At 53.3% G+C, this 12,311-nt stretch carries 16 protein-coding genes; 4 read left to right on the top strand and 12 right to left on the bottom strand.

Annotated features, from left to right (window positions below; all coding sequences use genetic code 11):
- The 9 genes from H7A81_RS20910 to mdtH all read right to left on the bottom strand — a co-directional run.
- A partial coding sequence (locus H7A81_RS20910; RefSeq protein WP_182058602.1) for a cytochrome b occupies window positions 1–324 on the bottom strand: 324 nt, incomplete at its 3' end.
- Window positions 325–618: 294 nt separating this feature from the next.
- Entirely contained in the window at window positions 619–1,734 is a 1,116-nt protein-coding gene (gene solA / locus H7A81_RS20905; RefSeq protein WP_034820146.1) for an N-methyl-L-tryptophan oxidase, read from the bottom strand.
- 107 nt (window positions 1,735–1,841) lie between these two features.
- On the bottom strand, window positions 1,842–2,096 hold the full coding sequence (gene bssS, locus H7A81_RS20900) for a biofilm formation regulator BssS (protein ID WP_013508627.1): 255 nt from the start codon (window positions 2,094–2,096) through the stop codon (window positions 1,842–1,844).
- 288 nt (window positions 2,097–2,384) lie between these two features.
- Window positions 2,385–2,654 (bottom strand): hypothetical protein, encoded by a 270-nt coding sequence (locus H7A81_RS20895; RefSeq protein ID WP_034820140.1) that lies wholly within the window; start codon window positions 2,652–2,654, stop codon window positions 2,385–2,387.
- A 143-nt stretch (window positions 2,655–2,797) separates the two neighbouring features.
- Entirely contained in the window at window positions 2,798–3,043 is a 246-nt protein-coding gene (gene dinI / locus H7A81_RS20890) for a DNA damage-inducible protein I (protein WP_182058601.1), read from the bottom strand.
- A 68-nt stretch (window positions 3,044–3,111) separates the two neighbouring features.
- Window positions 3,112–4,158, bottom strand: a complete 1,047-nt coding sequence (pyrC, locus tag H7A81_RS20885) for a dihydroorotase (protein ID WP_182058600.1) — start codon at window positions 4,156–4,158, stop codon at window positions 3,112–3,114.
- A 135-nt stretch (window positions 4,159–4,293) separates the two neighbouring features.
- A complete protein-coding gene (locus tag H7A81_RS20880; protein WP_038647632.1) occupies window positions 4,294–4,857 on the bottom strand; it encodes a lipoprotein in 564 nt (187 codons plus the stop codon).
- A gap of 110 nt (window positions 4,858–4,967) precedes the next feature.
- Window positions 4,968–5,615 carry a glutaredoxin 2 gene (grxB, locus tag H7A81_RS20875; RefSeq protein WP_058959598.1) on the bottom strand — a complete coding sequence of 216 codons (648 nt, stop codon included), beginning with the start codon at window positions 5,613–5,615 and terminating at the stop codon, window positions 4,968–4,970.
- A 91-nt stretch (window positions 5,616–5,706) separates the two neighbouring features.
- Entirely contained in the window at window positions 5,707–6,909 is a 1,203-nt protein-coding gene (gene mdtH, locus H7A81_RS20870) for a multidrug efflux MFS transporter MdtH (RefSeq protein WP_034820128.1), read from the bottom strand.
- 244 nt (window positions 6,910–7,153) lie between these two features.
- On the opposite strand from mdtH, the gene rimJ reads away from it, so the two are divergent.
- The 4 genes from rimJ (at window position 7,154) to murJ (ending at window position 10,983) form a co-directional block, all read left to right on the top strand.
- Window positions 7,154–7,747 (top strand): ribosomal protein S5-alanine N-acetyltransferase, encoded by a 594-nt coding sequence (gene rimJ, locus H7A81_RS20865; protein ID WP_182058599.1) that lies wholly within the window; start codon window positions 7,154–7,156, stop codon window positions 7,745–7,747.
- Window positions 7,748–7,759: 12 nt separating this feature from the next.
- Window positions 7,760–8,401 carry a DUF480 domain-containing protein gene (locus tag H7A81_RS20860; RefSeq protein WP_182058598.1) on the top strand — a complete coding sequence of 214 codons (642 nt, stop codon included), beginning with the start codon at window positions 7,760–7,762 and terminating at the stop codon, window positions 8,399–8,401.
- 1 nt (window position 8,402) lies between these two features.
- Entirely contained in the window at window positions 8,403–9,323 is a 921-nt protein-coding gene (locus tag H7A81_RS20855) for a Gfo/Idh/MocA family protein (RefSeq protein WP_182058597.1), read from the top strand.
- A gap of 121 nt (window positions 9,324–9,444) precedes the next feature.
- Window positions 9,445–10,983: a murein biosynthesis integral membrane protein MurJ gene (murJ, locus tag H7A81_RS20850; protein WP_097119606.1), complete on the top strand. Its 1,539-nt coding sequence runs from the start codon at window positions 9,445–9,447 to the stop codon at window positions 10,981–10,983.
- 31 nt (window positions 10,984–11,014) lie between these two features.
- On the opposite strand, the gene flgN is transcribed toward murJ, so the two are convergent.
- From flgN to flgA, 3 genes are all read right to left on the bottom strand, one after another.
- Window positions 11,015–11,446: a flagellar export chaperone FlgN gene (gene flgN, locus H7A81_RS20845; RefSeq protein WP_058959595.1), complete on the bottom strand. Its 432-nt coding sequence runs from the start codon at window positions 11,444–11,446 to the stop codon at window positions 11,015–11,017.
- 5 nt (window positions 11,447–11,451) lie between these two features.
- Window positions 11,452–11,760: a flagellar biosynthesis anti-sigma factor FlgM gene (gene flgM, locus H7A81_RS20840; RefSeq protein WP_034830662.1), complete on the bottom strand. Its 309-nt coding sequence runs from the start codon at window positions 11,758–11,760 to the stop codon at window positions 11,452–11,454.
- A gap of 105 nt (window positions 11,761–11,865) precedes the next feature.
- On the bottom strand, window positions 11,866–12,311 hold a 446-nt coding region (flgA, locus tag H7A81_RS20835), incomplete at its 5' end, for a flagellar basal body P-ring formation chaperone FlgA (RefSeq protein ID WP_182058596.1).

The following is a 12,311-nucleotide window of genomic DNA, read 5'->3' as shown; positions in this document are numbered from 1 at the left end:
GTAGCCGCTTACCAGTAGCAGCAACAACAAGCCATACAACAGCCCGTGAGCCAGGCGGGCGGAGCGGCGAATTAAGGGGGAATAGTGTGGTAAGAGTGCGGGTGGGGGAGAGATAATACGCCAGCCAAGGCGCAGCAGTAATGTGGCAAATAGGAGCATGCCAATGCCTTTGTGGATTTCCGGGGCGCTGTGATACCAGCCACCGTAATATCCCAATCCGACCATCCACAGACCCAGCGCAAACATGCCGTAAATGACCAGCGCCATTAGCCAATGCAACATAATGGTCATTAGCCCGAAATGTTGTCTGGAGTTACGCCACATGAAAGTGAATCCATATCTGGAAATAGGTGGTAATAAGCATCCATACTTTGAAATATGAAAGCAATTAAGCTTACCTTTCTATAAAATTTAAAAAGACATTCGGAAATTGTGCGTTTATATCGATGTCTGCGTCAGAAATATTGACGATGGTTGTATAGGTGGCGGGGAAATAAAATTGAATTGAATATTGCTACACCTAATGCGGCAATCTAAACGCTAAAATGTCAGGAAAGAACTATTAATGTAAGTTTGCGTCAATATAAGGCTGGCGCCTGAGGCGCCAGCGAGACAACGTTAAGCAAAGCGCGAAAGTGAAAACGGCTTCAGGTCAAAGGAGAAGGGCTTATCCTGGGCAAATTCACTGGCAAGTTCACCTAATACGCTGGCAAATTTAAATCCGTGTCCACTCAAGCCGGTAATAATTAATCGATTTGGCTCGCCTGGAAGGGTATCTATAATAAAGTCTTCATCAGGTGTGTTGTCATAACTGCAGGCCTCACCGTGTAAGCAAACGCCAACCCCTGGTAAGAACTGACGCAGGAAACTGAAGGCTTCACTGCCGTCTGCAGCGATACTGCCGAAAGGTTTACGATCTTCGGGTTTCTGCATCAGCTGCCCGCCATCGTGACGTCCCACTTTTAATGCATTGTTGTCGGCAGGGAAGCCATAAAAGTGACTGCCATCAGGCATCTCCACCGTGAAGCCAGGAAATTGGTTGTTCTCGCTATAACGTCCATCTGCCTGATACCAGGCAAAGACTTTACGCACCGGTTGTACTGGCAAATCTTTTACCAGCTCACTCACCCAGGTTCCGGCACTGACCAATAATTTACGCGCGCGAAACACGCCGTCGCGGGTAGTGACTTGCTGCAAGTCACCATCGCGTGCGATCTCACTCACCGGGCAATTAAACAGTTGTGCGCAGCCCGCCTGTTCAGCCAGCTGTATCCAGCTACGAACCGCCTGCTCACATTTCAGGAAGCCGGAGTGAGGTTCGAATACCCCAATGTAGCCGTCGGGCACAGAGATCTGCGGCCAGCGCTTGCGCACTTCGTCTGCCTGCAGGATTTTTACTTCCAGTTGATACGTTTTGGCGCTGTCGATGACATTTTGGATAAATGAGGAAGTGAGGGGGGCCAAATTGAGGATGCCGCTTCGATGCATAATGCGTTCACCGCTCTGACGTTCCAGCTCATCCCACAAGGTTTGTGCGCGCAGCACCAGCGGGACATAGCGTTCACCTTCGCCATAGGCATGGCGGATCAGGCGTGTTTCACCGTGGTGTGTGCCCTGGCTGTGCGGAGGATGGGCACTATCAATCATCAATACCGATAAGCCTGCCTGGGTTGCGTAAAAACCGGCGGCGGCTCCCACCGATCCGCTGCCCACCACAATCAGATCATAAACCATAACCACATCACTCCTGCCAAACGACGAAATTTTTCAACAGCATAGCAAAAAAATCGTGTCCATGAAAAAGGCACCCTATTGGGTGCCCTTTCACGCGTAGTAAGAAATTAGTGCTTTTGATTATCGCGTAGGTATTGCTCTGTGGACTCAATCTTTGCAATGCCAGCTTCGAGTATCGAGATGAACTGTCTGGCTACGTCGGTAGTCAGCCAGTAGGTGGGTCCCACGTCAGCTTCTTCTTCTTTCTGATCCTGCGATGATAGCGAGTGCAGGCGGATCATCATGGCGTCATAACTGTCTACGGTACTGATGTCCCATCCCACCAGCGGATGAGTCTGAATGACGTCTTTATTTCTGTCCATTATAACCTCCTTATTACTCGTTAAACGAAGTGCTTCTTGAGGTTCAATGCGGCTTTTCTTGCACTAGCGGAACAATTATAACATGAAACAGGCGGTACAATAGTTAAAACGTGTGGCGATTAAAAAGAGAACGATAATAAATGCGTTCAGAATGCGACTTTTGTCGAATAATAAAGTGCCCGCTGCTTCGGGCCTTTATTCGATAATCGTGACAGTGGCTACACCTTAGTTATCGGCGGCGTTAGGGGAAAACTTTACGCTGCAGCGACAAGTAAAAAAAGGCCAGTTTCAGGCCTGCGCTTCTGGAGGCAGCTGGCCATTACGCCGCTGAATCTCTTCAGCCAACCGAGTAAAGTGCTGCTGTAACTGTGCGTCGTGGTTCTGATTTTGCGCTTCGAGCGACAGATTATGCACCAGTAACTGACTGGCACGATCGTCGAGGCAGAACGTCAAACTGGCAAAGGCATTTTCCAGCACCGTTAAACGTCGCTGCTGTTCAGCAATTAATGCCAGCAATTCACCGAAGGTCATCGCCTCTTCTGGTTTTTCAGTAGTCATGTAAAACACCTCCCGTAAGCATGACGAGGCAAGGATAGGGGATCGTTAAACATGAGTCTAGATGCAGCGACTTTATCTGGCGAGAGGGAAATTAAAACAAAAAAACCGGGTGGCGAAACCCGGCAAAAACGGCACAGTGGCAGTTAATCAGTAATAAACCAGTCGTCTGCGCTTTCCCACGTTTCTTGTAAAATATCGCTAATGCGTTCGCGTGACGCTTTACAGCCACCAAATACGCTCAATTGATTGCCACCCGCATAACGGACTTTGACATGGTGATCGTCATCGGGAAAATCACGGGAAATACGACGGGTAAGTTCGGCACTGAGTGCATCCAGTGCACCTGCGGGAAGGGGCTGAGTTTTCGCTACGATAATTTCAACACGCATAAAAGCCTCCGGGATAATATACTGGTTATTTGTACAGTAAAATTATCCCAAAGGCAAGCTGTGCAATATTATTCTTTGATACGCCAGTTTAGGGTTTCACCTGCCAGGAACGGCACCAGCGTGTCATCGGCCACGTTGATGGTGTCCTGCACTGTCCAGGACTCACGTACCAGCGTCAGTGTGCCCTCATTTAGCGGCAGGCCGTAGAAGTTCGGACCGTTTTCTGAACAGAACGCTTCGAAATGTTCCAGCGCATTCAACTCTTCGAATACCGTGGCATAGGCAGGCAGTGATGTCGGGGCGTTAAACACACCGGCACAGCCGCAGCTCGCCTCTTTAAGGTGACGCAGATGTGGTGCGGTGTCCGTGCCAAGGAATACGCGACGATTGCCGCTGGTCACCAGGCTGCGCAGTGCTTCCTGGTGAATGTTTCGTTTCAGAATCGGCAGGCAGTAGAGATGAGGACGTACACCGCCCACCAGCATGTGATTGCGGTTAAACATCAAATGCTGCGGCGTGATGGTGGCACCCAGCAGATCGTTGCCCGCAGCCAGATATTCTGCCGCTTCTTTGGTGGTGATGTGTTCCATCACCACTTTCAGGGCTGGGAAGCGCTGACGCAGCGGTTCCAGCACGGTTTCGATAAAGCGTGCTTCACGGTCAAATATATCGATGTGCGAATCCGTGACTTCACCGTGTACCAGCATCGGCATACCGATTTGCTGCATACGATCCAGCACGCTGGCAATGGAGTCAATATTGGTGACGCCGTGGCTGGAGTTGGTGGTGGCATGCGCGGGATAGAGTTTCGCTGCGGTAAAAGTCCCGTTGCGGAAGCCACGCTCAATTTCATCCGGATCTAAGGAATCAGTGAGATAGCAGGTCATCAGTGGCGTAAAAGCGTGTTCTGCAGGCAGCGCAGCCATAATGCGCTCGCGATAGGCAATGGCGGCCTCGACGCTGGTCACCGGTGGAACCAGGTTTGGCATGACAATCGCACGACCATTGACCGCACTGGTATAAGGCAAAACTGCATTAAGCATCGCGCCATCGCGCAGATGGATATGCCAATCGTCAGGGCGGCGAATCGTGATTTGCTGGGGTTGGGCTGTCATTCAAAAAGGCTCCGGCTGAGAAAAAACGAATGGGCACGTTTAGGCCGGGGAGTAATCATAAGGGTGTGAGCAACCGTTTGCACGGGATTTTATTGCCGGAAACAAAAACCGCACCCGAAGGTGCGGTAGTTGAGGTTAATCCGTAAACGGAATCACCAATTGTCCCGGCTTCACTTCAATACCTTTGGCAAATTTCTTCGCCAGTGCTTCACCTTTACTACGGTCTTCGCTCAGCACATAGGCAGGTTTCTCATTGAAGTAGCGTTTGAGAGACTCATTAAGATAAGGCGTCAGTGTTTTCATGATGGACGCCATCTTTTCTGGTTGTACTTGCGCATCGACAATTTCAATATCATGCAGATAAATCGCGCCTTCCTGTGCATTGAAAATCGGCTGCGCTTTCATCTTCAGCTGCATCTCAGCCTGCTGCGGACCAAACAGCGAGCTGACATTGATGTTTGCTTTGCCGGACAGGGTAATCTTACCGGGTTCTTCACGCCCAATCTGACTGGTGAGATCGCTGAGCACGATGTGTGCATTGACCAGCCCGGATACGCCGACGTCTTTTTCGAAGTTATTGCGCTTCTGCAGCGCTTGATTCACTTCCTGTTCGCTAATGGTGTATTGCGTCAATTGATTGCAGCCGCTCAACAGCACGGCTAAAAACAGGGCTAATAGCCCAGACATCGCCTTTTTCATAGATCCTCATCCTGAACGATACGGCAAAACAGCCATAGCCTGCCTGAAACCGGGCCAGGTGTCACCAGGAGAGGGATGAGAAACGCCGCAGCGTTTCTCATCGGACGGGGCTATGCCGCGATGGAAGAGAGCAGGTTAATCTGGGTTTGCTTCGCCATATTGTCGCGGTAATCCGCTACGCGACTCGGCCATTCGATGCCAGCCACTAAGGTGAGCGAACGCAGGAGCGGAAACAGATTGATATCGTCTTCAGACAGTTCGCCATTCACGGCATTGGGTTTGACGATGAGCTTATCGAGTTGACGCAGGTCATCACTGATGTTTTTTATCAGCCCGGGCGCGTGTTTACGCAGCTCAGTGAAATCTCCGACGCTGGCCTGTTTTTTCTCACGGAAGTAACTCCGCGCTTCCGGCGTGGCAAATTCCGCAAACGAGGCATCAGCGATGCGCGGAATCAGCAGCTTATTGATATAGCCGTTAACGCGGCGCAGCCATTCGCTGATGGCGGGGTTGTTTTTGCCATTAAGCAGCGGCTCGCGATCCTGCTTATCCACCAATCGGACAATGTCCATACTCTCTGGCATCGCACTGCCATCGGCTTTTTGCAGAATGGGGGCCATCTTCTGCCCGATGAGTTTTTTTGGCATCTGCTCATCGTCATTGAGCATAACGATCAATTCAACCGGCAGGTTCTTTAAGCCAAAAATCATGCGTGCTTTCACGCAGAAAGGGCAGTGATCGTAGATGTAGAGTTTCATCCCGTTTCTCCTGTGTAAATCTAAGGGTGACAAAGGTCACCCTTTTTCCGGACGTGCGGGAAGTATGGAAGAGATCCTCCGAAGGGGCAAACTAGCTGCTGAAGATGATCGGTGCCACCGGGCGCGGCTGGAACTGCCACCACAATGCCAGCAGAGTGATGATGCCAACGCTGCTCAGCAACATCCAGGGCAGTTCAGGCAGAGCCAATTGCTGGCCCATGTCGAACATCCACCCACCACCGGAGTAGCCAATCAGACCGCCGATGGCCAGACCTAAACGACTGAATCCCATGTAACTGCCCCGCGCGCGTGAACTGGCCAACGATGCGCTGAGCGTCTCGCGTGCCGGTTCGGCGATGATGGACCCCAGGTAGAACACGCCGATTAACAAAAACAGCGAAGGGAGAGATTGGGTCATGCCGACAGGTAGCAGGCTAAAGGTCATCAGGAATAAACCCGCCATAAGCCGGGTTTCCAGGCGGAAGCGTTTTTCGCTCCAGCGGGCCAGCGGATAGAGCAGGCTGAGCGACAGCATGGCTTCGATGGCGTACATCCATTTCACGGCGGCGGGCGCACCAGCCACCTGATTCACCATCACCGGCAGCATCAGCATGACCTGCACGGCCAGAATGTAGTAGCCGGTCAACGTCAGCACATAGAGGCGAAAACGTTTATCCTGCCAGACACGCTGCATACCTTCGCGCATCGCAATGCGTTCCGTTGAGATGCGCCACGCCGGTAGCCACACGGCGTTAAATATCGCCGCAGCGACAAACACCGCTGCACCCACCCAGCACACCAGGCGGAAATCCCACGCCAGCAACCAACTGCCAATCAGCGCCCCTAGCACCGCTCCCGCGCTGTCCTGCATCATCAGCAGCGAGAAGAAGCGACCGCGTTCACGAGCGCGCACCAGTTTTACCACCATGGCGCTGCGGGGCGGGTCAAACAAGGTGCCACCGAGGCCGGAAAGCAAACAGGCCAGCCACAGCATCCAGGGTTGATGCGCCAGCGCCATGCAGGCAAATCCGGCTGCGCGCATCAGCATGCCCGTCACAATCAGCGGACGTGCGCCAAAACGGTCCGCAATCGCGCCGCCGAAAATGCCTAGCCCCTGCTGTACAAATTGGCGCAAACCCAGCGCGATACCCACCATTAACGCCGCCCAGCCCAGTTGCTCAACGAAATGGATAGAAATCAGTGGAAATACCACGAAAAAGCCTAACACCACCAACATGTTATCGACTAAGAGGAATGTTTTACCGAGGCGTCGTGCCCGCGCTACCCGAGACATGCTTAATCCTGAGCAAGAGAAGAGAAAAGTGACCAGTTGGTCTATTTTCCGCCTGCGCTGACGGGAAAGACAGCGTATCCAGGATGATATTTTTTCATCGAATCCGCAGAAAAATTAATCCTGGATAAGGATGAATTGCGTGGCAGGGTCTTGAGGGTTTTACCGTAGTGAAAGGGACGGTTATAGTGAGAAGTATCGCCTCAGGCGTACATCTTTCTTAAAGTTATGGATTTCAGGAGTCATGATGTTTGGCTATCGTTCTGCTGGACCCCGCGTGCGCCTGACTACCGATCGTTTGGTGGTCCGTTTAGTTCACGAGCGCGATGCCTGGCGATTGGCAGATTATTATGCAGAGAACCGCGTCTTCCTCAAACCCTGGGAGCCGGTGCGCGACGAAAGCCACTGCTACCCCTCAGGCTGGCAGGCACGCCTTGGGCTGATCGCGGATATGCATAAACAGGGCTCTGCCTACTATTTTGTGCTGATGGACCCGGAAGAGCATGAGGTGCGCGGAGTGGCCAATTTTAGCAACGTGCTGCGCGGTTCATTTCACGCCTGTTACCTCGGTTATTCATTAGGCGAGAAGTGGCAGGGGCAAGGCATGATGTTTGAAGCGTTGCAGTCAGCGATTCTCTATATGCAACGACAGCAACGCATTCACCGCATTATGGCTAACTATATGCCGCATAATCAGCGCAGCGGTGATTTGCTGGCGCGTCTCGGATTCGAGAAAGAGGGTTATGCCAAAGATTACCTGCTGATTGATGGACGCTGGCAGGATCACGTGCTGACCGCGCTGACGTGGCAGGAGTGGACCGCGGATCGTCGTGGACAATAAAAGGAAAACCGCATGAAGATGGCTTTATCCGCGCAGGCGCTGCGTGTGATCGGTTGCCTGTTAGAGAAACAGGTCACCACTCCGGATCAATATCCGCTTTCCCTTAACGGCGTGGTCACCGCCTGTAATCAAAAATCCAACCGTGAACCGGTGATGAACCTGAGTGAAATGGAGGTGCAATCTCAGCTTGATGAGCTGGTGAAAAAGCATCTGGTCACCTCCAATAACGGGTTCGGTCAACGCGTCAGTAGGTATGAACAGCGCTTCTGTAACTCTGCATTCGGTAATTTGCAGCTTAACAGCGCAGAAGTGGCGGTGCTGACGCTACTGTTCTTACGCGGCGCACAGACGCCGGGTGAGCTGCGAACCCGCAGTGGACGTTTGCATGAGTTCAGCGATATGAACGAGGTTGAGCAAACGCTGAACGGCTTAATCACCCGTGATGACGGCCCGATGGTGGTGCGTCTGGCACGTGAGCCGGGTAAACGCGAAAGTCGTTATATGCATCTGTTCGGCGGCGATGTGGCTGAAGCACCCGCCGCGAGCACGGATGAGATGGACAGCGAGGATTTGGTCAGCCGGGTTGCGCATTTGGAACAGCAGGTGGCTCAATTGCAATCCCAGCTGGAACAACTGCTGCAGAAGGAGCAATAACATGGCGCTACGTATCGGTATTGTAGGATTAGGCGGCATCGCGCAGAAAGCCTGGTTGCCGGTGTTGTCGCACGCCACCGACTGGCAGCTGGCAGGGGCGTTTTCGCCGAATCAGGCTAAAGCCCAGCCGATTTGCGACAGCTACCGCATGCCATATTTCAGTCAGCTGGACGCGCTGGCAGCCGCCAGTGATGCGGTCTTTGTGCACAGCAGCACCGCCAGTCATTTTGAAGTGGTGCAGGCGTTGCTGCTGGCGGGCAAAGATGTTTGCGTGGATAAACCATTAGCCGAAACCCTGCAGCAGGCGGAAGCGCTGGTGTCACTGGCAGAGAAGCGCAAACGTAAACTGATGGTGGCGTTTAATCGTCGCTTTGCGCCACGCTATCAACAGTTGAAAGCGGAAATGCCGCGAGCGGCTTCACTGCGTATTGAGAAGCATCGCGCGGATAGCGTGGGTCCAGGGGATTTGCGCTTTACTCTGCTGGATGACTACCTGCACGTGGTGGATACGGCGCTGTGGCTGGCAGGGGGCAAACTCACGCGTGAGCAGGGCTTTATTGAAACCAATGAGGAGGGGGCGATGCTGTACGCCGAACATCACTTCTCAGCGGGAGCGTTGCAAATCACCACCAGTATGCATCGTCGCGCCGGCACACAGCGCGAAGTGGTGAGCGCCATCTGCGACGGTGACTACATCGAAATTAATGAGATGCGTGATTGGCAGCAGGAGAACCTCGGCGGCTTACGTACCGACCCGGTAGCCTCCTGGCAAAGCCATCTTGCTCAGCGTGGTTTCAGCGGTGCGGCACAGCATTTTATCCAGTGCGTACAAAATCAGACGATGCCTGAAACCAGCGGTGAACAGGCGCTGGCGGCGCAGCGTCTGGTGGAAAAACTGTGGCGCGATGCCGAACAGGAATAACCCCTTGTAACACTCAATGCTGGTCATTTCCCGCAGTGGCAGTAGACTATCGCCGGACATCAGCAGATGTCCGCGCTAAGTTGCTCATTTATCCGACACTTTTCAGGATGCGCCACTCAAAATGAATTTGTTGAAATCGCTGGCTGCGGTCAGTTCGATGACCCTTTTTTCCCGCGTGCTGGGCTTTGCCCGTGATGCCATAGTGGCACGCGTTTTCGGTGCCGGTATGGCCACCGATGCCTTCTTCGTGGCCTTTAAACTGCCCAATTTGCTGCGCCGTATCTTTGCGGAAGGCGCCTTTTCTCAGGCGTTTGTGCCCATTCTTGCCGAATACAAAAGCAAGCAGGGCGAAGAGGCCACACGCGTATTTGTGGCCTACGTTTCCGGCTTGCTGACGCTGGTGCTGGCGGTGGTGACGGTGCTCGGCATGATTGCCGCGCCCTGGGTGATTATGGTCACTGCGCCCGGATTTGCTGATACCGCCGATAAATTCGCGCTGACCAGTTCGCTACTACGCGTTACTTTTCCTTATATTCTGCTGATCTCCCTGGCGTCGCTGGCCGGTGCGATACTCAACACCTGGAATCGTTTCTCGGTTCCGGCATTTGCGCCGACGTTATTAAACATCAGCATGATTGGCTTTGCGGTGTTTGCTGCCCCGCATTTCCATCCACCGGTGATGGCGCTGGCGTGGGCTGTGGTGGTCGGTGGGGTGTTGCAACTGTTCTACCAGCTGCCGCACTTGAAGAAAATCGGCATGCTGGTGTTGCCGCGCCTCAACCTGCGTGACGCCGGCGTATGGCGCGTCATGCGCCAAATGGGACCGGCGATTCTTGGCGTATCGGTGAGCCAAATATCCCTGATCATCAACACCATTTTCGCCTCATTCCTCGTCTCGGGTTCAGTGTCGTGGATGTACTATGCTGACCGTTTGATGGAGTTCCCGTCGGGCGTATTGGGTGTCGCACTGGGCACGATTTTGCTGCCATCGTTAGCGAAGAGTTTCGCCAGCGGCAATCATGATGAGTACTCGCGTCTGATGGATTGGGGCCTGCGCCTCTGCTTCCTGTTGGCCCTGCCGAGCGCTGTTGCCCTCGGCATCCTCTCTGGCCCACTGACCGTGGCGCTTTTCCAGTACGGTAAATTCACCGCGTTCGATGCCGCCATGACGCAGCGTGCGCTGGTGGCGTATTCGGTAGGATTGATGGGGCTGATTGTGGTCAAAGTGCTGGCGCCCGGATTCTATTCGCGTCAGGACATTAAGACCCCGGTGAAGATTGCGATTGTGACGCTGATCATGACGCAGGTGATGAACCTGGCCTTTATCGGCCCGCTCAAACATGCCGGATTGTCGTTGTCGATTGGATTAGCGGCTTGTTTGAATGCCGCGCTGCTGTACTGGCAATTACGTAAACAGGATATCTTCCAGCCGCAGCCGGGTTGGTTTAGCTTCCTGGTGCGTCTGATGATTGCGGTTGTGGTCATGGCAGCAGCGCTGCTGGGCATTCTGCATGTGATGCCGGCCTGGGAAGAAGGGCAGATGTGGTGGCGGTTACTGCGTCTGGCTGCAGTCTGTGCCATTGGCGGTGGTGCTTACTTTGTCATGCTGGGTCTGTTGGGCTTCCGCCCGAGAGATTTTGCCCGCCGCACGCTGGCATAAAAAAATCCCGCCTCGGCGGGATTTTTCTTTATTAACCTTTGCGGCTGAGCGTCGACTGACCTTTGCCTAATCCATCGGGACCGTAAAACGCCTGAGTTTGGTGCGGTTTCAGTACCGAGAGCGCATCATTGGTGAAGCTGATTTGATGCTGCAGCAGAATACCGTTATGAGTGTTGGTATCGCGCAAACGGCGAGTATGCTGCTGAATGCTCTGCCAGCGGCGTTCACGATCGCTGTGACCATCATAGGGCGCCTGAGTACCGAGTGATTTTTCGGTATTTCGGCGCATGTCGTCCAGATAATTCAACGTCGTCAGCAGCGCACTTTTATCTTCTGATATGCGCTGCAACAGGTTGCCATTAACCTGGCCGGCAGACAGTTGCTGTTGCTCTTCATCCATCACCACAGTGAGTGAAGCCAGCACGTCCTGCATTTTATCTAAGGTGGTCAGCAGATTGTCCATTGGGATTAGTTACCCTCTAAATACGCCTTGGTATCGGCGATCAGCGCGTCGGCGATCTTACCGGTATCCATTTTCAGTTCGCCATTACGAATAGCGGTTTTCAGTTGTTCAACACGTGCAGTGTTGATGTCTTTGCTGCCCGGCTGCATTAACTGCGCCTGAGCCGTGCTCAACTTCACTTCGGCACCGCTTTCGCTGGTGCTGGCGTTGGTTGAAGCAGTCACGTTTTGGCGCACCTTGCCGTTGTTATCGTTGGTGTCGCGGGATTGTACAGTGCTCACCGGAATTAAAGGCTGCGTTCTGTCGATGCTCATGGTCGTGCTCCTGTAAGGTCAGCTGAGGGTCAGTCAACTGAGTCAGCATAGGGTAATGTCTTTGTTGATATCTCTATCGGCAGAACAACAAGGTTCTTTAACGCTTTATAGCGATATCAGAATATTCCCATCCGCGTCGACGCGCCCACTGACAACCTGACCATTTCCCATGCGCACGCGCACCATTTGTGCCGCGCTGGCGTTGTTCAGCGCACGTCCTTCGCTACTGGCATTAAACCCGTTTCCGCTGGCTACCACCATCACATTTTGTCCTGCTTTGACCCGCCAGGGCTGACGCAGCATCATTGCGGTCACCGGCTGTCCAGGCGGGATGTCGCGCAGCGCAATCGCATCGGCCACGCTGTTGTTATCGAACAGGGCTCGCGGAGGCAGTTCATCCAGACGCCCGGTCTCGAGACGGAAATCATTCGGGTCGAGGGTACTGCCACGGGCGACCTGACGGCTGGCAACTAAATACTGACCGGTCACCTGTACCTGAACCTGCAGGAAACGACGATTCTGATCGCAACTGGCGGCAATGCTGAGATTAC

Source organism: Pantoea sp. ME81, from assembly GCF_903970985.1.
GTDB lineage: Bacteria > Pseudomonadota > Gammaproteobacteria > Enterobacterales > Enterobacteriaceae > Pantoea > Pantoea communis.
The sequence above is the reverse complement of the archived record's forward strand: the minus strand, read 5'-3'. Positions and strand labels throughout refer to the sequence as shown.